This is a genomic window from Schauerella aestuarii (assembly GCF_009866805.1).
GTDB lineage: Bacteria > Pseudomonadota > Gammaproteobacteria > Burkholderiales > Burkholderiaceae_B > Schauerella > Schauerella aestuarii.
Genome location: NZ_SIZW01000043.1, coordinates 1 through 24,233, shown reverse-complemented (window position 1 = coordinate 24,233; position 24,233 = coordinate 1). Strand labels below are relative to the sequence as shown.

The window sequence follows — 24,233 nt, the reverse complement described above, 5'->3', positions numbered from 1 at the left end:
CTAGTCGCCGTTCTTCTTATGACGCGCATTCGACGTTCCAAAAATCACATCCGCAATTTCTGTCATCTTTGCCAACGCTTTATCTCCGAAATAACCAGTGATGAAGCCTAGGCCAATATACGTCGACGCTCCACCTCCGACCCTAACGCCCATCAAGCCAGCTTGAGTCAGCACCCCCACAATAAATGCCAGAGAGCCTGAGAGAAGGGGCGACAGGACTCTCCACAATCGCCTATCCTGATGCCAGTAGCCCTTAGCCACAACGTGGTAAAGATATTTTATTCCAAATAGAGTTCCACCAAAGATTCCACCCAGAAAGAAATATCCATACCTCTTGAATGCTGGCCGCGAACACGAGGAACAAAACTGAGAGTCGAATACGCCGGCCCAAAGAAGAAAAATTGCCAACAACGACCCTAGCGAGATGAGCACCACCCCACCTGTCTCCAACCAAATTTGCTTTTGAATTTCGGGAGGGTAAATGGATTTGTACCCACCTACGTGCCGGCCATCCCGCTCATCAATCGGCACTGCACGGCCATCGGCAACTTTTGGAAGGATCGGGGCTGGTGACGGAGCCGGGCAACTTGCTCTGATGGACTGTGTGCCATCTTTCGAATCAGTCGGGATGGACTCCGTCATAGATTTACTCACCCTTGAACTTCAACTGTCAACGCCATTTGACTACTTAAAATTTCTGCAGTCGCTTGTGCGTTCGCTTCTCCCGGACTTGCCCTATAGTCGTAACACTGAACTTGAGCCGTGTGATGCGCTAGGGCTCTGCGAAAGAATTGCGACTCTGCAAAATTAACAGCATGCCAAGTTGGCTGAGCGAAAAGAGACGTCAAATCGTTCGCCATTAGCAAATACTCTTCGCCTTCATCAACATTCAACAGTGATTTGGACCACGATTTAGTCAGATCGAAGCGCTGAGTGTCTTCAACGAAGTCATGGGAATAGGGAACCACGTGCAAATGAGCATGCTCAGTTCCACACCCGGTCGCCGATCCTGCCAAATTCGCTCCGTGCTCAAAAAAAACTGATTTTCCGAACACCTTGCCAACCGTATCGGCAACTCTCTGAGTGAAGTCCTTAAACTCGGGGCTCCTATAGTCCTCGCGCAAATTAAGCCTGTGATCTTTAGTACAAATTAGCGTCCAGCCATTTACAAACCCGCCAAGTGACGCGATCGCAAAATAATTCTTGGATTCGCTAATGACATGATCAAATGGGCGGCGCGAAATTTTGTTCGAAATTGTGCAAAATCTGCAATCATCTCGAGTTTCACTAATCAATGAATTTTTCATCTTTAACCTCATGGCTGGTACGCCAAACAATCGACTGCTCCTCTAGGGGCGCCCAGAAGCTACAGTTCGCGGAACACGCATACCGCCGGAAAAATACATAACCTCAGCACCTTGCCTTATAACGCCCGCTGTGTGCAACAAGCCAAACCGCCGGGATTTTACGCCCTTATAAATCTCCCTAATCTCAGGCGCGTCATCGTATGACACCACCCACGGCACAGCTAATTGCCTTACAGCCGCTCCGACCGCCGCATGGTCGTCGGGCGCATAGGCATTGAGATAGAGGCAAGGCCCTTTCTTGTAGTATGGAGGATCAAGGTAAATAAACGACTTTGTCGGATTTTTTTCAATCTTTCGCAGAAAAATTAATGCATCCATGTTCGAAAGAAAAATTCGGTCTTTGAAACTTGCTACTCTAAGGATTCGCTGCACTAAATCATCTCGATTGAAGCGTGCATCTAGCCTCCAAACGCCCGATTGTTTTTTCCCGCCGATCATGCCTCCATTCATAATTCCCGAATGATTAGTTCGATTAAGAAAAAAAGTCGCAAATCCCAATTTCAAAATATCTCTGGAGTCTGTGTCAAGATAAATCTCGCGCTGACGCATCCATTCATCGGGAGTTATGGGAGTAGTCCGAACAAGCTGTGCAAATTCCTCACTGCGATCAAGCACGGCCCTCCAAAACGCGTGGACCGCCCGATCCAAATCGTTAAGGTGAACATGAGCGACATGGCCCCCTATCAAAAGGCTTAAGGCAAGAGATGCTCCGCCTGCGTACGGCTCTACATAATCGACACCGCCTAACCCATTCGTCAACAGCAGGCGTTCGAAGAATGGCGTAATTCTCCACTTGCCGCCTGGATACCTAAGGGGAGATGCTGTCTTCAAAAAAAATGCCTAGAACACGAATAGAGAAAACGCATGATTGTCACTTCAACACGGCCTAACCACGATCGTCGATGATCCATACGCCAGCAAAACGCCCCGAGATCGATAGACGAATTTGCGATAGCCAGGCCGCGCATTCGCGAAGCCAATCTTCTCCGATTATCGCCCCGAAGCTGTACTGACGTAAAGTCGAAGATGCTCGATCTCCTCATGGGTGCTCAGCGGCAGCGCAATAGGCCCTCAAGTGGCTGAGTAGCCGCTTACCCCTGGACCGCAGCCGACGCATCCGGCTGGTGCAACAGTTCCGAGAAAGCGACTTTGTTGCAAATGAGAGCAATGCGTCCGATAAAATGATTCACCAATTGCATAGTGCTCGGCCGCGTTCGTTATGCCTTAGTAGCTGCCTTGCTGTTAAATCCGTAATATGGTCTTCTTCAACGATGTGGATCGGCTTCGCAATCGCGCGGTACTAAAACCCGACCGGTTGTCTACTTGCGCAACCAGTTGCGCTTAAGCTGGTCAGCGCCGCCAGCAGGCAAGCGGTCAATCTCAGCGTCATTGCGGCTCTCCCTCGCGGCATTCGCCGCCTGTTGGTTTGTCTTCGCGTCGACCTCGGCGCGCGCGTTGGCCTTGCCACGGGCCTTGCCACGTAAATATGCGCTGGCCACGCCGGCGAGCAGCGTGGCTATCACGGCAAACGCCGGCCCCATCTCGGAAAGAATCATGCTTATACAGAGCACACGATAGATGACGCAGTGCTCATATATCTGAAGGAGCGTGCCCGCACGTTAAAGTCAGGGGACAACATCGAACGAGAGCTGGCCCATTTGCTGCCCTTCTACAAGGGCAAGGCGATGACCGATTTGGCCGCCGTGTGTGCTGACTACACCAAGCGCGCCACTAAGGCTGACGGCTCGCCCTTGGCGCCGGCAACCTTGCGCAACCGCATTCGGTATCTCACCAGCGCCTGCCGCTACGGCTGGAAACGCCATGCGATGTGCGACCACGATCCCGCTGAGCGTGTGGTCGCTCCCGAAGTCAGAAACGAGCGACATCATTTCGTCGATCGCCGCGACATGCTGCGTCTGGCGCGCGCTTGCAGGGACCGGCAAACACGCGCGGCCATTCGAATTGCTTTTTACAGTGGCATGCGGCTCGGCGAGATCGGGCGCGCGCAGGTGCGGGACGGGACTTTCATCCTGGCGGACACCAAGAACGGGCAGCGTCGGCATGTACCTATCCACCCGAAGATCGCGCGATGCTTGTCGTTCGGCATGCCCAATCAAACGACGATCTCCAAACACTTCCGTCGCGCGCGGGCAGCTATCGGCATGGACTGGCTCAAGTTTCACGATTTGCGGCACTCGGCAGCATCAGCGATGATCAACAGCGGTGTCGATCTTTATACCGTGGGTACCGTTCTCGGCCATAAGTCGCCGGTCAGCACGCGGCGATACGCTCACCTCGCAACGGATTCGCTGCGAAATGCTATCGGGGCAATCGGGAAGAAGAGAGTGGCCTCATTTGGGGGATATGGCAATAATTCCCCCACCGGCTTTTGGCGCTGAATCCCCGAAATGGCTGGGGACCCGCATAGATTCTGGTGGGCTGTGAGTGGCTCGAACACTCGACCTACGGATTAAGAGTCCGCTGCTCTACCAACTGAGCTAACAACCCATGCTCAACAAAGACTGTGCGTCATTCGTCAAAGCGAGGCCGCATTGTACATGAATTTTACGGCCTGTCCAGCCGTGCGCCCAACATATTCCCGCCCCGGATACGCCTTCCGCGAGTAAAATTCGCGCCATGAAAAAGCTGTACCCCTCATCCTTTTCATGCCATCCGAGGTAAGGCCACACATGTTGCGTGTGGATCTGCGGCGGCTGATTCTCTCCCTCTGCCTGCTCTCGCTGGTAGTGGGACTGGGTGCGAGCCTCTATGCAAGTCATCTGGTGCAACGCGATCTGCTGCTCACCAACGCACTCGAGGCCAACCGCAATTACGCCCAAAAGGTGGCCAGCCTCACCAATACATTGCTGTCCGATATCGCCGATGAGATGGCGTTCTCGGCCAAGCAGTTGGCGGTCATGGATCGCTCACCCGAGCGCGTCAATGGCGAGATCAGCCGCTTGTACAGCAACAGCAAGCATTTCAATTCCTTGATCGTGGTGCGTGCCGATGGCACGCCGATTGGCGAAGCGCCATCAGATCTGGGCATCGTGGGCAAACGCGTGGATACCGAGCGCAGCCGCTTTGCGCTCAGCCTGCGCAAGCCTTATCTGAGCGAGCCCTTCAAGGCCGTGACCGGCCGCTGGGTGGTGTCGCATGTGGAACCGATCTTCGCCGGCGATGGCCGCTACCTGGGCTACATGATCGGCAGTATTTATCTGCACTCGCCGAATGCGCTGCAAGCGTTGCTGGGCACGCACTTCTATCGCGATGGCTCAAGCTTGTTTGTCGTCGATCAAGCCGGCCAACTGATCTATCACCCGCAATCCGAGCGCATCGGTCAGTCCATTGCCGATAACCCGTCGGTGAAAGCGGTGCTCAAGGGCGCAACCGGTCAAATGCGGATCGAGGACGATGAGCGGATCGATATGCTCACCGGCTATGCCCCGGTGCCCTTCAGCGGTTGGGGCATCGTGAGCCAACGGCCTGCGGTACTGGCGCTGCAGCGCCTCAATGACCTGGCCGCGCTCACTGTACGCAATGCGCTGCCGTTGTTGCTCGTGTCGTTGCTGGCCATCTGGGCCCTCTCGAAATTGATTGCCCGTCCCCTGTGGGATCTGGCGAGCCTGGCCAAGCAGATGGATGAGACGGATGCGTCTGACCAGATACGTGGCGTACGCGCCTGGTACTTCGAAGCGGCGCAACTGAAGCGCGCCATGCTGGCGGGGCTGTGGTCGATGAATCACAAAATCCACAACCTGCGTCAGGAGAGCACGACCGATCCGCTGAGTGGCTTGCTCAACCGGCGCGGCATGGAGCACGCGGTCGAGCAGATTCGTACGGGCAACTTGCCGACGGCGGTGGTGGCGATCGACATCGATCGCTTCAAGATCATCAACGACACGCTGGGCCATGACGCAGGCGACGCGGTGATTCGTTTGCTGGCGGCGATGATGCGTCAGGAATCCCGCGGCGGCGATCAACTGGTGCGGGCAGGCGGCGAAGAATTCATGATGCTGCTGCCCAATACGGGCCTCTTGGATGCCGCCCGCGTGGCCGAACGTTTGCGCGTTGCCGTCGAGGGTGCGCCTGCGGTGGAAGGCATGCGCGTGACCGTATCGTGCGGCGTGTCGCACTTTCCCACGATTCACGACGACATCGATGTGACGATCAAGCGCGCCGACACGGCCCTCTATTTCGCCAAGAACAACGGGCGAAACGTGACCGCGATCTCGGATCCGGCCACGCCTCGCGGTTACCGCCTGTTCAGCGCGCTCGCTTACCCGGCGGCGGCGCCTTGACCGGCTTTTGCATTTGACGCAGCAGCGTCGTGCACTGATTTTCTTCGTCCTCGCCAGCACTCGGCGCGATCAGGGCCAGCAAACCGGCTACCGGCGTCAACGCTGCGCCAAGCACCACCATGCCGGCACCGCGTGCGGCAAGCGGAACTACTTTCACGCCGGCCTTCGGATCCTTGAACGTGCCTTCCACATAAAGCGGCGAGCGCAGCGAGAACACACGAAAGCCTTTGCTTTCGGGCGTGATATCCAGATCCAGCGCTTCATTCTTGAAGTTGGCGGTGCCGTCGATCTTGATCAAGGCATTTTCGGTGTCGAACAAGAAAAGACGCGTGGTGAGCAAGCCATCCTTGATCCCGGCATCGGTGACGCCGCAATTGATCGCCACTTCGTCGTCACCGAAGAGTTTGCTGATCACGTAGTTGCCCACGTTCAAGCCGGCGATTTCCATCAAGGACCGGCTGATGACACCGTCATTGACGATCAGCTTGAGCTCGCCATTGGAACTGCCCAGCAACGCGGCAACCGAATTGCCGGTGCCGGTAAGCGCGACATCACCGTTCATCTGACCCAGGCTCTTTTGCATGGATTCAGTGGTCGAGAAGAGCTGCTTGAGCCTCAGGCGGCGCGCGGTGGCTTTCACACGCCCAGTCATTGGCGTCTTCGCGCCGTCCAGTTGAATGGTGGTATTCATCGACCCACCGGCCATCGCAAAATTAAGCGGATCGAGTGTGAGCTTGCCGGCGTCCATCACGGCGTGCACGTTTAGATCCGACAGGGGCAACGAATCGCCGTGCTCGATCTTGCCGGCCTTCAACCGCACGTCCGCATCCATATCGCGCCAGCGCTCGGTGCGAAATTCGCTGACCGGCAAGGCTTTGTTTGCAGGCTGCTTCTTGGTTTCGTCAGAGGGCTTCTTCGCCCCACCCGACTGCACGCCGACCAACGGACCGAGGTCAGCCAGACGCAATTGCTTGGACGTCAGCTCACCCGTCAATTTGGGACGAGGTTGGCCAAGTGCGAACGTCAGTGAGCCGTGAAGATCGCTTTGCCCCACTCGGCCGTTGAAGTTCTCGTACTTGAAACGCGCACCCTCGGCACGTTGCAGCTCGGCCACCAGGCGGCCGTCGGTCGAGTACGGCGGGGTGTCCGGAAGTGCAACGCCGATCAGCGGATACAAATCGGCCATGCTCTTGCCCGAGAATTTGAGTTTCACATCCAGCGCGCCAAGATTGAGCGGCTCGGTCACGGTACCCACCACGACGGCCTTGGTATCGCCCACGCTCACATCGGCCTGCACGGGGAAAGGCGTGTCCGCATCGCGCAAGGCCAGCATGCCGCCGATCTTGCCCTCGCCTTTCAAAGGCAGCGCCTTGTACTTGCCTTTGACGGCCCACCCAAACACGTAATCTTTCGGAATCGGCGCGCCTTCCGGCAACGCTGCGGCACCGGCGATTTCCGGATACGGTACGGGCTTGCCCAGCGGATCGATCAAGACTTCAAGGTCGGCTTGCAGCGTTTCGTCGGCGAATCCAACCCGACCCTTGTCGAACCCGATTTCGTTGATGTCGAGCACCCACTTCGACGGCTCATCAGTATCGGACGCCGCCGATTTGATGTTGAAATCCCAATTGGCGCGGCCATCCTTCAATCGCTGAAGATCGGCCGACGGCTGCGTCAGCTGGATGCTGCGAATCACCACGCGTTGACTGATCAAAGGCAACGGCGACAAGCTGAATTCGCCCCGCTGCAACGTCGCAAACTGGGGCGCCTTGGCCCAATCCGTGTTGCCGACAACGATATCGTTAGCCGCAACGTGCGGCCATGGCACCCAATGCCGCCAACCACTTTCGGTATCCGAACGCCGCCACTGAACCGTCAAGTCGCCATTGATGGCAAACGGACGGCCGATCGCTTCGGACACTTTTTCATTGATGGTGGGCTTGACGCGGTTCCAGTCGAACGTGGCAATGACCACGACGAGAACGACGATCAGCAAGAGCAGCGTACCGAGGGTAAACCCGACGATTTTTTTTGTACGCGTCATGGCGGCAACTCCAAGCATGGGCGGTAGCCCAATGACTTAGCAAGGTTCACGCCCGCGAGACGAATGGCCCTAAGAGCGTAGGCCGTCAGGCCGCCTTGCGTTGTGACGCAGAGGGCAACGCCATTGTGAACACGCCATCGGCAAGCTCTGCTCGCCAGCCGTAAAACGATGCCAACGTTTGCACGGCAGTCCACGCAATCATCGCACCGCCGCGTCCATCGGACGCGCGAACGAGCGTCGATCCCTTGCCGGGATGAATCGTGGCCTGCACTTGACCGTCGGGTCGGCCTTCGATCAGCAACTCGCTGCCATCCGGCATCGTGTCGACCAGATGCAGCAGCATGGCCAACATCACATACCGCCCGCCGAACAATGCCACGTCGGGACCGGCCACTGACTCGGCCAGCGTAATGCGTTTACCGGACAGCAACAGATGCGTAAATACGAGCTTGGTGCATTCGCGCGTCAACGCGGCCATGGAGACGCGCTTGCCGGAGTCGGTCAGCCACTCGCCCAACTCACGCACCGTATCCACGCCCTCATCGAGCATCACATCCACGTCGTTCAGCAATTGCTGGGTACGTTCGTCGGACATGTCGAGCGGCGTCTCACCCGACGTGCGCTGCATCATGCCGGCTGCAAGCTTGGCGTTCGCGATGGGCTTGAGCGCATCGTGCCGCAATACCGGAAAGGCTTGCGCCAACACGGCAAACTGAATCCCTTGGGCCATGATCGCGTCGGAGTGATTGGGCGTTTGCATCGCGTTCCTCATACCTTCAGTAGCGTCGCTTCCAGCGTTTCCAGATCGGCAGGTTTTTCAAGCCATGCATCGAAAAGCGAATGATCGCCGCGCCGCATATTCTTGGGCAAGCCGCTCAAGGCAACGATCTTGGGTGGCCGCGCGAGCGTGTGCTTCATGGCATCGGCCAGCGCGTAGCCGTCCATGTCCGGCAGCACGATATCGACGATCGCAACATCGGGCGCAAATGCCGTCGCGATTTCCAAAGCCTGGGCACCCGTGTGCGCAACCTGCGGCGTATGGCCGGACAACTCGAGAAACTCCGAAAGCAATTCGGACGCCATCTCGTTATCGTCGACGATCAATACACGCAGCGTGGTTTCATTGGTCACGCGTCATTCTCCAAAAATTCATGTCTCGCTCCGGCCGACGGGCAGCACAACGGCAAAATCCACAATGCCGTCCTCGCACACCACGTCGATGCGTCCGCCATGGCCGGCGACGACCTGGTCGGCAATATAAAGTCCCAATCCAAGACCGCTGCGATTGCGCGGACGGCCTACCGATTGGGGTTTGAATGGGGCAAATAAATGTTCGAGCACATCAGCGTCGATCGGCGGGCCATCGTTGATCACGTGAATCACGATTGCCTCGCCCAACGCGCGGCCGGTGATCAAAATGGGTGCGCCGACCATGCCATGCTTGATTGCATTGCTCAGCAGATTTGAAATCACCTGCGCCATGCGATCGCCGTCTGCTTGCAGCATCAGGTGCGCATCCAGATCGAGTTGAATCGAAATCGAGGGATGCGCAATGCGCGACTCTTCCACCAGATCGACAACGATCGCGGCCAGGTCGCAGTCGCCCGGCTGCATACCGAGCCCAAGACCGCCTTGCAGGCGCGACAGATCCAATACTTGCGCGATCAGGCGCTGCATCCGGCCACTCGAGGTTCGGATGCGCTCGCCCATCCGGGCACCGGCGCCGTCGGTGCGCGTTAACAGCGTTGCCGCCACGTTGATGGATTGCAGCGGGTCGCGCAGATCGTGGCCGAGCATCGCCAGAAGCGCAGAGCGCGCGCGATCCATTTCGGCCGCGCGCGACGCGGTGATCTGCGACAGCTCGTCGCGGAGATTTTCAGCCGCAGCCAACTCTTCGGGCAGCCAGGGACGGCAGGTGTTGCGCACCACCTCGCGCCATTCGTCGAACGAACCGCGAGGCGTCAGCCGAGGGCCGAGCGCACCGGTGGTGTATTCCTTTTCCGGTTGACCGCCCCACACCAGCGTTTCGACCTGTTCTTTACGCAACCAGATCAACCAGCCGTTATGCACGGCGTCGAATTTGCAGGCCAGAAACCCTGCGTAGGGCACGAACTGACTTTGCAGATCGGGAAAGCTGTGCGCGATACTCGTGCACGCAATGGTGCGCGAGCCGGCGCGTTCCAGGGCCGCAACGATCGACTGCATATCGCCCCGCGGCGCAATGCCTTCACAAATCGTCAAGCCGCCGCCCCACAGGCACAGCGCGGCGTCGTGCGGCAGCAAATCCGCGGGCGTGGGGGATTCCTGCGTCAACGCGGCCAGAATGTCTTCCGAATTCCAGACCCGTTGCGCAATGCGATTGACCACCCCAGTGCTGACCTGCACCTTGGCCGCGCGCGACTGCGCTTCGAACGATGCGATCGTCGACGACAGAATCTGCGCCATCACCTCGCACGCCATGCGAATACCGAACGCCACATGGCGCGGTGCCATGTGATGGCAGGCGATCATCCCCCACAAGCGACCATCGATCACGACCGACACGCTCATCGAGGCGCGTACGCCCATATTGGCCATGTACTCGAGATGAATCGGCGACACACTGCGCAGCACGCTGGAACTCATGTCGAGCGGCCGCGCGGAAGGGTCACGGCTCAATAGATGCACAGGCTGGTATTTGGCATCCGAAATCAAGCGCAGCGTGTTCTTGATATAGAGACGGCGCGCCTGTGCGGGGATATCGCTCGCCGGGTACCGGCGACCTTCCCAATTATCCAGATCCTCGCGACGACTTTCTCGCACCACCTCGCCGCTCTCATCCGGATGAAACCGATACGCCATCACACGATCGAATCCCGTGATGTGGCGAATTTCCTGAACGGCGATGTTCAAGAGGGATTCGATGGATTTCTGACGTCGAAGTCGCTCAACGGCCTGATAAGCGCGGCTCAATGCCGGTGCCATCTCGGCCAGGGGGTCGGCACGCAGTTCCAGTTCGACGATCGCAAAACCGTCCACGTTCCGGTGGCCGATGACGTCGTAGTCCTGGCCCTTGATGTTCGCTACGAACGGTTCGAAGTCGCTGTCTTCCTCGTCCAACCAGCGGACCAGGACGGCACTGACGTCGGCAGGGATCGCATCTGCCGTGGCTGCAACGCCCAAAGTCACTGGAGCACCCAACACGTCTGCTGCATTCGCAGAAACGTATGCCAACAAGCCCGCACGGTCGAACGCCAACAACGCACCGCACGGCTGGATTGCGCCTGGGATGTGAATGGGTTCGCTGTCGCAGTTTTGCAACGTAACAGCGGTACTCGTGTTGGAAGGAGTCAATGACATAGCTTATCTAAATAGCGGGCCCATGACCCACATCCGCACCGATCGCCAGGCACATCTGGGCAGGTGCCGGCGTTGCAAAACTTACCGTCAGCCGTTCACACTCGGTATTACTGGCATGGGCGACCCTCCCATCTCTCCTATGGCAGAACGCGTTGCCAATGGTAGAAAAGTGCGGCATGGCTTTACCAATGATGCCAAATGTTAATTCTTTCGACACAAGAGCACATTTCGTGCCCAGAGTTGGAGTTTCCCCTTGCTGGGGAGCAGTTTTACAAAGAAATGGGGAATTTGGCGGGTATGACGGGCCAGCTGCTTACATATGGACGTCAATCAATGATTCTCGCATGGGGCCACCCCACCAGCAATCGATTCCGGCGGCAGACATTTTCAGGCGCGCGTAAGCGCTACCAATCGGTCGAGCAAGGCCCGACGCCGCGCGTCCTCGAAGCCGTACGTCCCGTAAATATCCGACGCCCAGATGCCATCCGCGGCTAGGCGCGCGACGAGGGCGCCGGTGGGATCGTCGGTTTCTTCAAGATCGGCGGCCAGCGCCTCGGATACCGCCGAGCGCCACATATGCAGCAGTGACATATCCGAGAGCAGCGCGGCGCTCATCGACGCCCACGCGTCATACTCCTTCTTCGACTGGCCAGCGATCACGCGGACGTAGGCCCGCGCGCTACGGCCCCGCGGCTCGGGATCCTTGGCTGCCAACTCCGACACCATCGCCGTGAACTGATCGACCATGTCTTTGACCATGGCGGCGACCAATTCTTTCTTGGACGGGAAATGGTGCAGCAGGGCTCCCTTGCTCAGCCCGGCCTTCAATGCCACCGCGTCCAACGTGAAGGTGATTGCCCCAAACTCAGCAATCACCTCGTTCGCTGCCGTCAGCAGGGCCTTGCGCGTCACATCCGCCTGTCTCTTCATGCCTGTTCCCAATTGAATTCTTTCGTACCTAAGCGTTGCAATACTACCGCTGCTAACAGCAGCTTGCTGTCGTTGCATAGTACCGTCTAGACGGTCAACTTTTATGGCGTCTTGGCCTAATTTGGATGACATCTTCGCTTAACTTCGATAACATACCGGCCAGACGGTTTACACCCTGACGATATTTTTTACAGTGCCTGTACGTCCGCCGGTATAGGCGTTCAGCGTCCCCCATCCGGCAGGTCGTCGCTTCCCGCCTGAACTCAGTCAATGAAAAAACTCAAGATTTCCACTCAACTCATCGGCCTCACAGCCGTGTTTCTCGTGTTTTTCTTCATCACGAACGGCATGAGCATCAGAGCATTTGAGAATGCGGTGGATGCGGCCGAGCGGGTCTATACGCACAATCTGCAGCCGATTCGCCACCTTAAGACCATGTCTGACGTGTACGCCATCGAAGCCGTAGACACGGCGACCAAAACGCTTCTGGGCCTCCAACGCTGGGACGTGAGCCGCAAGACGCTCGATGAGGCACGCGCGCGTATTGCGCCTGCACTTGCTGCTTTCGAAGCGGGCGCAGACTCACTTGAGGAAGAGGCCGACCTGGTGGCGTTGACGCCCCTCAAAGCCACGGCGGATGCCGCTCTGGACAAACTGACCTCATTGCTGCGCGACGACGACTCGGGTGGATTGGCCACCTTCGTATCCACTGAACTGTTCGACGCCATCACACCCCTGCAAATGCATCTGGACGCGATGAACGACCGGCAGGAGGCGCTCGCGGAATCTGAGCATGAAGACCTGCAGGCCAACCTGAACAGGATCGTCGTGATTCTGGCCGTTGTGCTCATCGGCGCGTTGCTCGCCAGCGGCGCTGTCGCCTTCTACATCACCCGAACCATCACCCGTCAGTTGGGTGCAGAGCTCAATGAGCTCAAGCACGTTGCGGATGCCGTCGGCAGGGGCGAGCTTTATCACGCAATAACGCTGCGCAAGAACGATCGCGACAGCGTTCTGAAGACGCTGGTCGGCATGCGCGACATGCTGAAGAATGTGGTGTCAGGCGTGCGCGGCAACGCTGAGGCGGTTGCGATCGCCAGCGCTCAGATCGCCGAAGGCAACAATGATTTGAGCGCGCGAACCGAGGAGCAAGCCGCCGCGCTGGAGCAAACGGCCGCCTCCATGGAACAACTGGGTTCCACGGTGCAGCACAATGCCTCGAACGCCGTACAAGCTACCGAGCTTGCCCAAACGGCGGCAGGCGTGGCCGGTGAAGGCGGCGATGTCGTCAACCAGATGATCGAAACCATGCGTGGCATCGACGACAGCGCCAAGCGCATGGCCGGCATCATCAATACGATTGAAGGCATCGCTTTCCAAACCAATATCCTGGCCCTCAATGCTGCGGTCGAAGCTGCGCGCGTGGGCGAACACGGCCGGGGCTTTGCCGTGGTGGCCGGCGAGGTGCGTAGCCTCGCGCAGCGTGCCGCGCAAGCCGCCAAGGAAATCAGCGAACTAATCAACACGAGCGTCGATCGGGTGAGCCATGGGACCACACTGGTCGGGCAGGCCGGGCAAAGCATGACTGACATTGTGGCGTCCACCCAGCACGTCATGACCCTGATGAATGAAATCAGCGTGGCCAATAAAGAACAAAGCGTGGGCGTTGCCCAAGTAGGCGAGGCAGTCACTCAAATGGATCAAACCACGCAGCAAAACGCTGCGTTGGTCGAACAAAGCGCCGCTGCCGCCCAAGGGCTGCGCGAGCAGGCGGACGAACTACTCGCAGCGGTTTCGGTATTTCAATTGGGCGACCGCCAGCAGCCCACACCTGTTCGGCTGCTCCAATCTGCACGTCAGGCAACACCGTCTGCGGCAATGGCACGCAGTGTGGCCCAACCTTCCGCTGCATCGGGCAAGACGCTTGCCCCGCATAAGACGAAAACGATGTCTACGCCCGCAACCACCCCCGAGCCACTAGCTCCCAAGCCCTTCCGTCATGCCGACAATGGCGCATCTGCACGCTCCCATCCTGACGACGGCGACGACTGGTCAAAGTTTTGACGCCTATCAAACCATCCAGACGGTTTTTAATCTACAACAACGATGGGTATTTTTATTCAACTCACGACTGCGTCAACGCGTAGCCGCCCTGCTCCGTCAAGACGGATCGACCACGCTTCCTCTGCTTCAGGAGTACACGATGCCAGACAGACTAACGTCCGCCGCCGCCGATATCCGAGAGGTGAACCTCTCTTATCTCCTCCTTGCACAACGCCTGCTTCACGACGATTTCGAGGGTGCGCTGTTTCGCCTTGGCTTCAGCAAAGAGGTCGCCAACATCATGATGCGGCTATCCCCGGCTCAGTTGGTTCGACTTGCAAGTTCAGGCGCCTTGCTATGCCAATTCCGCTTCGAAGACCAAAAAGTGCTCAGCGCGCTCACCAAAGACCTGCTGGGCGGCGTGCTGCAGCAGGCACATACAACGATTTTGCTCGCCAACCAACCTGTCGAACGCGTGGCATAACGCCTTTGGCGTCGCAGCCATGACCACAAACAAGAAAAGTGTGTCTCGCGATGCCGACGAAATCATCTTGGCCAAGGAGATGATCATGTTGGGTGCTCGGCTACAAGTCGTCGAAAGCGAAACCGCGTTGAGTCGCGAACGGTTGGCCAAGCTTTACCGGGAGCTGCAGGGCTGCGCGGCACCCAAGGGCATGCTGCCTTTCTCCGTCGACTGGTATATGACGTGGATGCCGAATATCCACTCGTCAATGTTCTACGGCATTTACCGCTTCCTAGCCCGCGAGACCCATCTCGAAGGCGTACGCCTTACCGTGCGAGCGTACCGGCTCTATCGCAATCAAGTGGCCTGTCAAACCCATGGCGTCGGAACCCCCACGTTGAGTTTCACACGCGCCTGGATGCTGATCCGTTTTTTCGAAAGCAGAATGCTGCAGCTATCGGCATGCACCCAATGCAAGGGCGAATTTGTGGCGCACGCGCACGCGATCCGGCACAACTACATGTGCGCGATTTGTCGCCCGCCGCCGCGCGCAGGAAAAAAACGCCGCCCATCAGCGGCGAAGTCCACCTCGGCCTCAGCCTCGTCTTCAGCCTCGTCGTTAACCTCGAGCTCTTCCGCGTCGTCAACGCCGTCTTCCACCATCTCGAAGCAGCTGTCAGACACGACATTCACTGGCGTCGATCCGGATCCCGCCGCCGGTGCGCCGGATAACCCTGCGACCGCTCTAGATCCGAGTGACCCCAATCCGCATATTGCCTAAGGTTATTTATAAATAGCCTTTTATGCGTATTCATCCCCGCAGGGGTGCGTTAACGTCAACGATCCGATATTCCCCGCCGCGGTGTCGCCGCGCGCCCTGGAATACCCCAGACGAGAAGCGAGTCCGGTGGCGCAAGCCCCTGGAACGCTGTGGACGAACATGTATCAGTATGACGAAGTCGACCAGCAATTGGTCGAAGAGCGCGTTACCCAGTTCAGTGATCAAATGCAGCGGTTTCTCGCAGGCGATTTGAGTGAGGATGATTTCCGCCCGCTCCGCCTGCAAAACGGGCTTTATATTCAGCGCCACGCGCCCATGCTTCGCGTCGCCATTCCGTATGGTTTGCTGTCGGCCGAGCAACTGCGAATGCTCGGGCACATCGCGCGCACGTGGGATCGCGGCTACGGTCACTTCAGCACACGCCAGAACATTCAGTTCAATTGGCCCAGTCTGGAAGATACGCCGAAGATTCTTGCGGCGCTGGCAACCGTACAGATGCACGCGATTCAGACCAGCGGCAACTGCATTCGGAATACGACAACCGATCACTTCGCCGGCGTCGCTCCTGACGAGATCGTCGATCCCCTGGTGTGGTGCGAGATCATTCGTCAGTGGTCGACCTTCCACCCCGAGTTCGCGTTCTTGCCGCGCAAGTTCAAGATCGCCGTGAGCGGTTCCCCCTCCGATCGCGCCGCCGTGGGGGTGCACGACATCGGTCTGCAGGCTGACACGGTCGACGGCGTCATCGGTTTCCGCGTGGCAGTGGGCGGCGGCATGGGCCGCACGCCGATCGTGGGCAAGGTGATCCGCAATTTCTTGCCGTGGTACGACCTGCTGACTTATCTGCAAGCCATTCTGCGGGTGTACAACCTGCATGGCCGACGCGACAACAAGTACAAGGCGCGCATCAAGATCCTGGTGAAGGATCTGACGCCGGAGGTATTTGGCGAGCAGGTCGAGCGCGAATGGCAGCACATCAAGGACGGCCCCAACAAGCTGACCCAAGCCGACCTGGATGCCATCGCGACCCGCTTCACCACGCCTGCCTATGACGCCGATGCCGCGCAAGCGCCCGATCCCACGCCGGCGCTGGCGGCACAGCAACCCACGTTTGCGCGTTGGCTGCGAAAGAACGTGCACCCGCATCGCGAACCGGGCTACGCCTGTGTGACCTTGTCGTTGAAGGAAACGGGCGTGCCGCCTGGCGACCTCACGGCAGATCAAATGGATGCGGTCGCGGATCTCGCGGATGCGTTCAGCGCAGGCGAAATGCGCGTGTCGCACGAACAGAATCTGATCTTTGCTCATGTGCGGCAAAGCGATTTGCCCGCATTGTGGGAAAAACTCACGCCGCTGGGTCTGGCCCACGCCAACATCGGCTTGATCAACAACATCATCGCCTGTCCTGGCGGCGACTTCTGCGCGTTGGCCAATGCGGTGTCGATCCCCGTGGCGGAGTCGATCCAGCGTCGCTTCGACAACCTCGATTATCAATTCGAAATCGGCGAACTGGATCTGAACATCTCCGGCTGCATCAATTCCTGCGGTCACCATCATGTAGGCCATATCGGCATTCTGGGTGTGGATAAGGGCGGCGAAGAGTGGTACCAGGTGACCATCGGCGGCCGCCAAAGCGCCGGCCCCGGCGAGCACCTCGATGCCAAGGGCGTGATTCGCCCGGGCGGTGCCGCCATCGGCAAGATCATCGGGCCCTCGTTCGCACGCGATGAAGTGCCGGACGTGGTCGAAACGCTGATCCAGACCTATCTGAAACTGCGCGACAGCGATGCCGAGCGCTTTGTGGATGTGGTGGGTCGCGTAGGCCTGGACCCCTTCAAGACGGATGTGTACGGCGACGCGCGCAAGAATCTGATCGCGCAGCAGCAGGGAGCCGTTCATGCTTGAGCGTCAATTGATCCAGAACGGCACGAGCCGTATCGACCACACGCGTCTGCCGCAGGCTGACGATACGACGTTGCCGGCCGACGATGGAGACGCGGTTGTGAACCTGGCCACGTGGCTCGAGCATCGCGGGGCGTTGCGCGCGCGGCAGCATCCGGTGGGCATCGCACTCGCGCCGGATGACGAAGCCCTCGATCTCGCGGAAACCGAAAGCGGAACCATCGATCCCACAGGCATCGCCTTCATCGCCGTCGAATTTCCCAACATGACGGACGGCCGCGGATTTTCGCAAGGTCAACTGCTGCGCACCCGACTGGGCTGGGAAGGTGAGATGCGCGCAGTGGGCGATGTGCTGGCCGACACGATGTTCTATCTCTCGCGCTGCGGCTTCGACAGCTTCTCGCTGAAACCCGGGCAGGATGCCGAGCTGGCGTTGCGCGCGCTGTCGACGTTCTCGACAGGCTACCAACGCGGATATCGGCTAGGCAACGCGCGCGCTTGACGTAGCGCGTGTAACGGCAGCGCGCGAAGTGATAACTCGCTGGACACGGTAACGCGTTGAACGGCAAGGCACTAAACGGTACCGCACCAGACGGCATAGTGGTTGACGTACAAGCTGCATCAGGCACTTTCCTGCCTGATGCATCATGCGCCCGCATCCAGCGCCTCGCGCAGTGCCTGCACGATGATCTCGAAGCTTGCCGCCATGCCGTTTTCCGGCACGCACGCGTAGCCCAGCACCAAGCCTTTCTGCGCCCGCTCGGGCACAGCGTAGTAGCGCGACAGTGCGCGCGTAAGCACGCCTCGTTCGCGCACTACCCGCTCCACCTCGCGATCGTCCATCGTCTGCGGGAGATCCAGCACCAGATGCAATCCCGCATCGATCCCGTCACGGTGCAACCACCCTTCGCCCAGCCGCCGTTCGATCAGTTTCACGAGCATGGCGCGCCGGCGTTCATACAGCATGCGCATGCGGCGGATATGCGCCACGTAGTGGCCCTCTTCGATAAACGTGGCCACTGCGCCGTGCGTGAGCAAATGCCCCTCGCGATAGAGCTCGGCGTGACCGGCCTGAAATGCGGGTACAAGCGCTTTCGGCAGCACGAGATAACCCAGCCGCAGGCCGGGATACATCGTCTTGCTGAACGTGCCCACATAGATCACGCGCGCATCGGGTTCCAACCCCTGCAATGACGCAATGGGATGGCCCGAGTAGCGAAATTCGCTGTCGTAGTCGTCCTCCACGATCCAGCAGTTCCAGGCGCGTGCGAGCGCCAGCCATTGCCGGCGGCGCGCCAGCGACATGATCGATCCCAGTGGATACTGATGCGAAGGCGTCATGAAAATGAACGTGGGCCGGGGGGGCGCATCGGCGGCCTGCATATCCGGCGGGCACATGCCCTCTTCGTCGACGGCAACGGGATGCACATCCATGCCATTGGACTTCAGCACACTGCGCGCGCCCCAGTAGCCTGGATCTTCCACCCATGCCACGTCGCCCACGTCCGACAACAAACGCGTCGCCAGATCGATGGCCTGCTGCGTGCCTTCGGTGATCACGATCTGATCCGCCTCGCAATCTACCGAGCGGGCCACGGAAAGATGCTGTGCCAACGCTTCGCGCAGGGCCGGCAAGCCGCCCCCATGCCCATAGGTGAGCAACTCGGGGGGCGGCGCACGCCAAAGGCCGCGCATGATGCGGCCGAACTTTTGGTGTGGAAACGCGGACACATCGGGCACGCCCGGCATGAATGCCCCCCACTGAAATGGCGACGCGGCTGCGTTTTCGACGATGCTCGCACCGCGACGCGACAGCCCTTGCGCCGCGGCGTCCGGCGCGCGATGACGGGTGCGGCGTCCCGCATCGAGCAGGCGCTCCGGAATCGCATCCATGACGTACGTGCCGCTGCCCGGCCGGCTGTGCACATACCCTTCCGCCAGCAGCTGCGCATACACATGAATCACCGTGTTGCGTGCGATATTCATCTCGTTGGCCAGATCGCGCGATGCAGGCAGACGAACCCCGGCGGCGAGTTGCCCGTCGAGGATGGACTCCCGAATCAGACGATAGAGCCGCTTGTTCATCGGCTCAGGGCTGGGCTCGGTCAACTTCCAGCGTAAGAGATCAGCCAGCAACGCGCGCATGTGGTTCCATCAAAATGGCGAAAGTGGTTCTTTATGAGGGAACCATCCTAGCATTACATTGGCTGACTCATGTGCAGCGACGCGAACGTCCTGCACACCCGTGCATACGCCCTCGCTCACCTGGAGATCGGCAATGAAGAATATGGATCTGGATACCCGTCGCAGCCTGGCCACCCCGCGTGGCGTCGGCGTGGCCTACAGCGTGTACGCCGTGCGTGCCGAGAACGCGACCATCTGGGACGCGGACGGCAAGGAATACATCGACTTCGCCGGCGGCATCGCCGTGCTGAACACCGGCCATCGCCACCCGAAGGTCAAGGCCGCGATCGCTGCCCAACTCGAGTGCTTCACGCATACCGCCTATCAGATCATTCCTTACGAGCCTTACGTTGCGCTCGCCGAACGCCTGAACAAGATCGCGCCCATCGACGGCCTGAAGAAAACCGCCTTTTTCACCACCGGCGCCGAAGCCGTTGAGAACGCGATCAAGATCGCCCGCGCCTACACCAAGCGCACCGGCGTGATCGCCTTCTCCGGCGCCTTCCATGGCCGCACGCTGCTGGGCATGGCGCTCACCGGCAAGGTTGCGCCGTACAAAGTGGACTTCGGCGCCATGCCGCCGGACATCTTCCACGCCCCGTTCCCCAACACGACGCAGGACATCTCGGTCGCCGATGCGCTCAAGCACCTGGAACTGCTGTTCAAGGTCGACATCGATCCGAAGCGCGTCGCAGCCATCATCATCGAGCCCGTGCAAGGCGAAGGCGGTTTCAATCCCGCGCCGGCCGAACTCATGACCGCCCTGCGCCGCATTTGCGACGAGCACGGCATTGTGCTGATCGCCGACGAAGTGCAAACCGGCTTTGCCCGCACTGGCAAGATGTTTGCCATGCAGCACTACGACGTGCAGCCCGACATGATGACGGTGGCCAAGAGCCTGGCGGGCGGCATGCCGCTATCGGGTGTGATCGGCCGCGCCGAAATCATGGACGCGCCCAACCCCGGCGGCCTTGGCGGCACGTACGCCGGCAACGCGTTGGCGTTGGCCTCGGCCCATGCTGTGCTGGACGTGATCGAAGAAGAACAACTTTGCGCCCGTGCCGAAACGCTGGGCCAGCGCCTGCGCGATCGTTTGACGGCACTCAAGCGCACCGTGCCCGCTTTGGGTGAGGTGCGCGGACCGGGTTCGATGGTGGCCGTTGAAATGAACGACCCCACCACCGGCAAGCCCGATGCAGAGGCCGTCAAGCGCGTGCAAGCGGCGGCATTGGCTCAAGGCCTGATCCTGATCACGTGCGGCGTTTACGGCAACGTGCTGCGTTTCCTGTATCCGCTCACGATTCCGGATGCGCAATTCGATCGCGCGCTGGATATTCTCGCCAACGCCATCACCGCCTGATCACGGAGCATTCGAAGTCATGCAGCACCCCGCACTCACCCGTCCCAGCCTTCTCCGTAACGCCTGCTTCATCGACGGCAAATGGGTGGGCGCGGACGGCGCCGATCCCATCGTCGTCACCAACCCCGCAACGGGCGCCACCGTGGGCACGGTGCCCACCCTGCCGCGCAGCGAAGTCGAGCGCACCATCGATCGTGCGCAGGCCGCCCTGCCGGCATGGCGTGCGTTGCCTGGCAAGGCGCGCGCAGCCGTGCTGGTGCGCTGGGCGCAAGCCATGATGGCGCATCAGGACGATCTCGCCACGCTGCTCACGCTGGAACAAGGTAAACCGCTCGCCGAGGCGAAAGGCGAGATTGCCTACGCCGCGTCGTTTCTGGAATGGTTTGCCGAAGAAGCCAAGCGCATCGACGGCGACGTGCTGCAGAGCCCGCAAGCGCACCAGCGCCTGCTCGTGCTCAAGCAAGGCATCGGCGTGTGCGCGGCAATCACGCCCTGGAATTTCCCGGCGGCCATGATCACGCGCAAAGTGGCGCCCGCCCTGGCGGCAGGCTGCACGATCATCGTCAAGCCCGCCGAGCAAACACCCCTCAGCGCCCTGGCGTTGGCCGTGTTGGCTGAAGACGCCGGCGTACCGGCCGGGGTGTTCAATGTCGTGACGGGCGACGCCCGCACGGTGGGCGGTGCCTTGTGCGACAGCAACATCGTGCGCAAGTTGAGCTTTACCGGCTCGACCGAAGTGGGTCGCTTGTTGATGGCGCAGTGTGCGCCGACGATCAAGAAAGTGTCGTTGGAATTGGGCGGCAATGCGCCGTTCATCGTGTTCGACGATGCCGATGCCGATCGTGCCATCGAGGGCATCCTGGCCTCGAAGTTTCGCAATGCCGGACAAACCTGCGTGTGCGCCAACCGCATCTACATCCAGTCGGGCATCTACGATCGCATCGCGACCGGACTGGCCGAACGCGTGGCCGCATTGCCGGTAGGCGATGGTTTCACACCGGGCGTGCAGCAGGGACCATTGATCGACACCGACGCCATCGCCAAAGTGAAGCAGCATATCGGCGATGCCGTGGCGCAAGGCGCGACGGTGATGACGGGCGGCGAACCGCATGAACTCGGTGGCACGTTCTTCCAACCGACCGTGGTGCGCGATGTCACCGCCGCCATGCGTTTTGCGCAAGAAGAAACCTTCGGCCCGGTTGCACCGCTGTTCAAGTTCGAAACGGAAGACGAAGTGATCGCCCGCGCGAATGACACTATCTTCGGATTGGCGTCATATGTGTTCACGCAAGACTACGCGCGCATCTGGCGCATTTCGGAGGCACTTGAGTACGGCATGGTGGCGATCAACACCGGACTGCTGTCCAACGAAGTGGCGCCGTTCGGCGGCGTCAAGCAGTCGGGACTGGGCCGCGAAGGCTCGCGCTACGGCATCGAGGATTACCTCGAGATGAAGTACGTGTGCGTGGATCTGGGTAAGTAAGCGCGCTGATTCAGTAGGCACGCAGTACCAAGGAGCGAGAATCGGGACGATTGTCCGGATTCTCGCTTTTTTCATGGGCGCAGGATCGGTCGTCGCCTGATCTCGATGACCCACTCATTTTCGAATGACTCAGGTCTTTCAAGATCAAGCGCCTCGCCTCAGCAACCCGCTCTACACACGCGTTTTACAGCACGTGGATCTTGGTTGCTTGCGGACCTTTCGGACCCATGCCGGGTTCATAGCTGACGCGCTGATTCTCGTCCAACGAATCGCGTCCGCCTTGAATATCCGAGAAATGGACGAAGAGGTCTTTGCCGCCGCTCTCGGGCATGATGAAGCCAAAGCCTTTTTGCGAGTTGAACCACTTTACGATGCCGGTTTCCATATTATTTCCTTTAGATTTGAGGAACGGCGCTTGGACCGCGGCGCGCACGCCGCGAAGCCCACGGCCCGCGACCTGTCAATCAGATCGTGGCAGTGGGCTGGCGTCGGTATAGCTAGAACGGGTTCGCTGCGAACACGTCGTCGTTATGAGGGGGAGCCGGCAAGCGCCGCAAGGGCGCAGCCGGTGAACAGCGGTGGAGTTGTAGCGATCAGTTGAGACTGCCGCGCAAACTCGCAACTGCGTGCGATGCAATGCTGTCATCGGCGGCGGCGCCATCCAGGGCAACGCCTGGATGCAAGGCGATGTCGGCTTGGACATCACCCGCTTTGCCTTGTTCTGCTTCGACCGAATCGGCACGGGGGTCGGTGGCGAAATTAGGATAAATCATGCCTGCTCCCGTAGAGGTTGGTATGGCGAAAGCCATGACGCAATGTACAGGACGACGGTCGGATCCCCTAACCGAACTTTGCAAGCAGATACGTCGATTTTGTAAGCTTGAAATCGGAAGATGCTGCAAGGAGACGGCATGATCGTGAAACAGACATGACACGGGGATGACAACGCTCTAGTGCGCATGACATGTCATCACGCTGTCATGAAGGGGCTTTATCGTCAACGAGCGCTCCGACACGAGATCTCGGTCATCATGCATCCCGCCGCTTATCGCCCTGCCCCCTCCTCCTCCGACTATCAGGCCGCCTGGACCAAGCTCGTGGACGCGTTCCCGTACGCCGATGCTGTGGTGCCGGAGGCTGCGATCTATGAGTATCGGCATCGCCTGGAGGTGTCGGCTGCGCTCGTGATGGGTGCTGTCGACTGGGCAAAATCAAGCGATGAAGTCTCGCGTGCAAATGCAAACAACGACTTGCACTTGACGCCCTACGGCCAGGATCGCTGGCACGCGCGCCACTTCGTCAATGAAGGACTGCGCCCGAGCCGACGCCCAAGGTGAGTACTTCGGGCTTGCTTGCCCGCGCAGGCTGACGCATGAACCGATCAGCCGAACGCGTATCGCGATGGGCTGGCTCTTGGCTCGCTCTTGGCTTGCTCTTGGCCAGTTGTTGCTCAGGCCCCCGTCGACGAAGCGGGAGCAATAGGCAAATGACGCGTGCAATAGGCGGCTTGGCGTCGAACGGAATGCAGCGCCGCCCCCTTCAGCTTTTCATACTCTACCCGGTCGGCCCGCCGCACCAGTGTGGGGTGATCAGACACGAAGGCGTCGAATCGGCGCAACGCTTCGGTCGACGTATCGCAAAGCTGTCGCATCTCTTGCCAATCATGATCGTTCGTCATTGCACACCTGCGCTCATTGCTCACCGATAATGTTGGACATCATGCAAACCACATGCCCGGCGCGTTTTTGAGGCGTGCTATAGAGGGGCGCTTTAAAGGGGTGCATTAATGGCGTGCACTAGTGGCGTGCACTAGTGGCGGGCTTTAAAGGGGTGCACTAGTGGCGTGCACGAGTGGCGGGCTTCCGAACTTGGCGATCCCCAAACGCAAAAACGCCACCCCGAAAGGTGGCGTTTTCACTGCTAATTTTGGTGGTGGGTCGTGCGGGGGTCGAACCCACGACAAACGGATTAAAAGTCCGTCGCACCATAACGAGGCATAAGTAGAAAGCGCCGCAAATTCAACGACTTGCAGCCTT

General features: G+C 59.3%; 21 protein-coding genes, 1 tRNA gene and 1 pseudogene. 10 read left to right on the top strand and 13 right to left on the bottom strand.

The window, feature by feature from the left end:
• The 4 genes from EYW45_RS19570 to EYW45_RS19555 all read right to left on the bottom strand — a co-directional run bounded on the left by EYW45_RS19570 (nucleotide 1) and on the right by EYW45_RS19555 (nucleotide 2,923).
• Nucleotides 1-642: a hypothetical protein gene (locus tag EYW45_RS19570; protein WP_161137152.1), complete on the bottom strand. Its 642-nt coding sequence runs from the start codon at nucleotides 640-642 to the stop codon at nucleotides 1-3.
• Between the two features lie 8 nt (nucleotides 643-650).
• Nucleotides 651-1,307: an HIT family protein gene (locus tag EYW45_RS19565; RefSeq protein WP_161137151.1), complete on the bottom strand. Its 657-nt coding sequence runs from the start codon at nucleotides 1,305-1,307 to the stop codon at nucleotides 651-653.
• A gap of 42 nt (nucleotides 1,308-1,349) precedes the next feature.
• Nucleotides 1,350-2,198 (bottom strand): DNA adenine methylase, encoded by an 849-nt coding sequence (locus tag EYW45_RS19560; protein ID WP_161137150.1) that lies wholly within the window; start codon nucleotides 2,196-2,198, stop codon nucleotides 1,350-1,352.
• 488 nt (nucleotides 2,199-2,686) lie between these two features.
• A complete protein-coding gene (locus EYW45_RS19555) occupies nucleotides 2,687-2,923 on the bottom strand; it encodes a hypothetical protein (RefSeq protein WP_161137149.1) in 237 nt (78 codons plus the stop codon).
• Nucleotides 2,924-3,025: 102 nt separating this feature from the next.
• Between EYW45_RS19555 and EYW45_RS19550 the strand changes: the two genes are divergently transcribed.
• Nucleotides 3,026-3,766 carry a tyrosine-type recombinase/integrase gene (locus EYW45_RS19550; RefSeq protein WP_235939159.1) on the top strand — a complete coding sequence of 247 codons (741 nt, stop codon included), beginning with the start codon at nucleotides 3,026-3,028 and terminating at the stop codon, nucleotides 3,764-3,766.
• 33 nt (nucleotides 3,767-3,799) lie between these two features.
• Here the strand turns inward: EYW45_RS19550 and EYW45_RS19545 are convergent.
• Nucleotides 3,800-3,875 (bottom strand) — tRNA-Lys (locus EYW45_RS19545).
• 182 nt (nucleotides 3,876-4,057) lie between these two features.
• Between EYW45_RS19545 and EYW45_RS19540 the strand changes: the two genes are divergently transcribed.
• Nucleotides 4,058-5,668, top strand: a complete 1,611-nt coding sequence (locus EYW45_RS19540) for a sensor domain-containing diguanylate cyclase (protein WP_161137148.1) — start codon at nucleotides 4,058-4,060, stop codon at nucleotides 5,666-5,668.
• Here EYW45_RS19540 and EYW45_RS19535 read toward each other — a convergent pair.
• The 5 genes from EYW45_RS19535 to EYW45_RS19515 all read right to left on the bottom strand — a co-directional run bounded on the left by EYW45_RS19535 (nucleotide 5,634) and on the right by EYW45_RS19515 (nucleotide 11,981).
• Complete coding sequence (locus tag EYW45_RS19535; RefSeq protein ID WP_161137147.1) at nucleotides 5,634-7,712, bottom strand: AsmA family protein; 2,079 nt, start codon at nucleotides 7,710-7,712, stop codon at nucleotides 5,634-5,636. The two genes, EYW45_RS19540 and EYW45_RS19535, sit on opposite strands and share 35 nt — an antisense overlap.
• Before the next feature lie 85 nt (nucleotides 7,713-7,797).
• Nucleotides 7,798-8,472, bottom strand: a complete 675-nt coding sequence (locus EYW45_RS19530; protein WP_161137146.1) for a hypothetical protein — start codon at nucleotides 8,470-8,472, stop codon at nucleotides 7,798-7,800.
• 8 nt (nucleotides 8,473-8,480) lie between these two features.
• Nucleotides 8,481-8,843 (bottom strand): response regulator, encoded by a 363-nt coding sequence (locus EYW45_RS19525; protein WP_328703661.1) that lies wholly within the window; start codon nucleotides 8,841-8,843, stop codon nucleotides 8,481-8,483.
• An 18-nt stretch (nucleotides 8,844-8,861) separates the two neighbouring features.
• The gene (locus tag EYW45_RS19520; protein ID WP_161137145.1) at nucleotides 8,862-11,051 is read right to left on the bottom strand and encodes an ATP-binding protein; all 2,190 of its coding nucleotides are present in this window, start codon (nucleotides 11,049-11,051) and stop codon (nucleotides 8,862-8,864) included.
• A 387-nt stretch (nucleotides 11,052-11,438) separates the two neighbouring features.
• Nucleotides 11,439-11,981 carry a TetR/AcrR family transcriptional regulator gene (locus EYW45_RS19515; RefSeq protein WP_161137144.1) on the bottom strand — a complete coding sequence of 181 codons (543 nt, stop codon included), beginning with the start codon at nucleotides 11,979-11,981 and terminating at the stop codon, nucleotides 11,439-11,441.
• A gap of 270 nt (nucleotides 11,982-12,251) precedes the next feature.
• Here EYW45_RS19515 and EYW45_RS19510 point away from each other — a divergent pair, with 270 nt between their 5' ends.
• The 5 genes and pseudogenes from EYW45_RS19510 (at nucleotide 12,252) to EYW45_RS19490 (ending at nucleotide 17,672) form a co-directional block, all read left to right on the top strand.
• Complete coding sequence (locus EYW45_RS19510) at nucleotides 12,252-14,045, top strand: methyl-accepting chemotaxis protein (protein WP_161137143.1); 1,794 nt, start codon at nucleotides 12,252-12,254, stop codon at nucleotides 14,043-14,045.
• Nucleotides 14,046-14,184: 139 nt separating this feature from the next.
• Complete coding sequence (gene flhD / locus EYW45_RS19505; RefSeq protein ID WP_161137142.1) at nucleotides 14,185-14,508, top strand: flagellar transcriptional regulator FlhD; 324 nt, start codon at nucleotides 14,185-14,187, stop codon at nucleotides 14,506-14,508.
• 19 nt (nucleotides 14,509-14,527) lie between these two features.
• Nucleotides 14,528-15,088: pseudogene (gene flhC, locus EYW45_RS19500) on the top strand (flagellar transcriptional regulator FlhC); the annotation flags it as partial.
• A gap of 339 nt (nucleotides 15,089-15,427) precedes the next feature.
• Nucleotides 15,428-17,173 (top strand): nitrite/sulfite reductase, encoded by a 1,746-nt coding sequence (locus EYW45_RS19495; protein WP_161137976.1) that lies wholly within the window; start codon nucleotides 15,428-15,430, stop codon nucleotides 17,171-17,173.
• The gene (locus EYW45_RS19490; protein ID WP_161137140.1) at nucleotides 17,166-17,672 is read left to right on the top strand and encodes a DUF934 domain-containing protein; all 507 of its coding nucleotides are present in this window, start codon (nucleotides 17,166-17,168) and stop codon (nucleotides 17,670-17,672) included. The genes EYW45_RS19495 and EYW45_RS19490 overlap by 8 nt, the downstream gene beginning before the upstream one ends.
• A gap of 143 nt (nucleotides 17,673-17,815) precedes the next feature.
• On the opposite strand, the gene pdxR is transcribed toward EYW45_RS19490, so the two are convergent.
• Nucleotides 17,816-19,315: a MocR-like pyridoxine biosynthesis transcription factor PdxR gene (gene pdxR / locus EYW45_RS19485; RefSeq protein ID WP_202444830.1), complete on the bottom strand. Its 1,500-nt coding sequence runs from the start codon at nucleotides 19,313-19,315 to the stop codon at nucleotides 17,816-17,818.
• A 133-nt stretch (nucleotides 19,316-19,448) separates the two neighbouring features.
• Between pdxR and gabT the strand changes: the two genes are divergently transcribed.
• Both gabT and EYW45_RS19475 read left to right on the top strand, forming a co-directional pair.
• Entirely contained in the window at nucleotides 19,449-20,714 is a 1,266-nt protein-coding gene (gabT, locus tag EYW45_RS19480; protein WP_161137139.1) for a 4-aminobutyrate--2-oxoglutarate transaminase, read from the top strand.
• Between the two features lie 19 nt (nucleotides 20,715-20,733).
• Entirely contained in the window at nucleotides 20,734-22,197 is a 1,464-nt protein-coding gene (locus EYW45_RS19475) for an NAD-dependent succinate-semialdehyde dehydrogenase (protein WP_161137138.1), read from the top strand.
• A gap of 184 nt (nucleotides 22,198-22,381) precedes the next feature.
• Here EYW45_RS19475 and EYW45_RS19470 read toward each other — a convergent pair whose 3' ends face one another.
• Together EYW45_RS19470 and EYW45_RS19465 are read right to left on the bottom strand one after the other, a co-directional pair.
• Nucleotides 22,382-22,582, bottom strand: coding sequence for a cold-shock protein (locus tag EYW45_RS19470; protein WP_161137137.1), 201 nt, complete (start codon nucleotides 22,580-22,582; stop codon nucleotides 22,382-22,384).
• Between the two features lie 208 nt (nucleotides 22,583-22,790).
• Complete coding sequence (locus tag EYW45_RS19465) at nucleotides 22,791-22,970, bottom strand: hypothetical protein (protein WP_161137136.1); 180 nt, start codon at nucleotides 22,968-22,970, stop codon at nucleotides 22,791-22,793.
• Between the two features lie 258 nt (nucleotides 22,971-23,228).
• Between EYW45_RS19465 and EYW45_RS19460 the strand changes: the two genes are divergently transcribed.
• Nucleotides 23,229-23,534 carry a hypothetical protein gene (locus tag EYW45_RS19460; RefSeq protein ID WP_161137135.1) on the top strand — a complete coding sequence of 102 codons (306 nt, stop codon included), beginning with the start codon at nucleotides 23,229-23,231 and terminating at the stop codon, nucleotides 23,532-23,534.
• The last annotated feature ends 699 nt before the right edge of the window (nucleotides 23,535-24,233 follow it).

Bases quoted from the DNA above. Each gene is read 5' to 3' on its own strand.
- EYW45_RS19570 (WP_161137152.1), bottom strand. From the start codon at position 642: ATGACGGAGTCCATCCCGACTGATTCGAAAGATGGCACACAGTCCATC.
- EYW45_RS19565 (WP_161137151.1), bottom strand. From the start codon at position 1,307: ATGAAAAATTCATTGATTAGTGAAACTCGAGATGATTGCAGATTTTGC.
- EYW45_RS19555 (WP_161137149.1), bottom strand. From the start codon at position 2,923: ATGATTCTTTCCGAGATGGGGCCGGCGTTTGCCGTGATAGCCACGCTG.
- EYW45_RS19540 (WP_161137148.1), top strand. From the start codon at position 4,058: ATGTTGCGTGTGGATCTGCGGCGGCTGATTCTCTCCCTCTGCCTGCTC.
- EYW45_RS19535 (WP_161137147.1), bottom strand. From the start codon at position 7,712: ATGACGCGTACAAAAAAAATCGTCGGGTTTACCCTCGGTACGCTGCTC.
- EYW45_RS19530 (WP_161137146.1), bottom strand. From the start codon at position 8,472: ATGCAAACGCCCAATCACTCCGACGCGATCATGGCCCAAGGGATTCAG.
- EYW45_RS19520 (WP_161137145.1), bottom strand. From the start codon at position 11,051: ATGTCATTGACTCCTTCCAACACGAGTACCGCTGTTACGTTGCAAAAC.
- EYW45_RS19515 (WP_161137144.1), bottom strand. From the start codon at position 11,981: ATGAAGAGACAGGCGGATGTGACGCGCAAGGCCCTGCTGACGGCAGCG.
- EYW45_RS19510 (WP_161137143.1), top strand. From the start codon at position 12,252: ATGAAAAAACTCAAGATTTCCACTCAACTCATCGGCCTCACAGCCGTG.
- flhD (WP_161137142.1), top strand. From the start codon at position 14,185: ATGCCAGACAGACTAACGTCCGCCGCCGCCGATATCCGAGAGGTGAAC.
- EYW45_RS19495 (WP_161137976.1), top strand. From the start codon at position 15,428: ATGTATCAGTATGACGAAGTCGACCAGCAATTGGTCGAAGAGCGCGTT.
- EYW45_RS19490 (WP_161137140.1), top strand. From the start codon at position 17,166: ATGCTTGAGCGTCAATTGATCCAGAACGGCACGAGCCGTATCGACCAC.
- pdxR (WP_202444830.1), bottom strand. From the start codon at position 19,315: ATGCGCGCGTTGCTGGCTGATCTCTTACGCTGGAAGTTGACCGAGCCC.
- gabT (WP_161137139.1), top strand. From the start codon at position 19,449: ATGAAGAATATGGATCTGGATACCCGTCGCAGCCTGGCCACCCCGCGT.
- EYW45_RS19475 (WP_161137138.1), top strand. From the start codon at position 20,734: ATGCAGCACCCCGCACTCACCCGTCCCAGCCTTCTCCGTAACGCCTGC.
- EYW45_RS19470 (WP_161137137.1), bottom strand. From the start codon at position 22,582: ATGGAAACCGGCATCGTAAAGTGGTTCAACTCGCAAAAAGGCTTTGGC.
- EYW45_RS19465 (WP_161137136.1), bottom strand. From the start codon at position 22,970: ATGATTTATCCTAATTTCGCCACCGACCCCCGTGCCGATTCGGTCGAA.
- EYW45_RS19460 (WP_161137135.1), top strand. From the start codon at position 23,229: ATGCATCCCGCCGCTTATCGCCCTGCCCCCTCCTCCTCCGACTATCAG.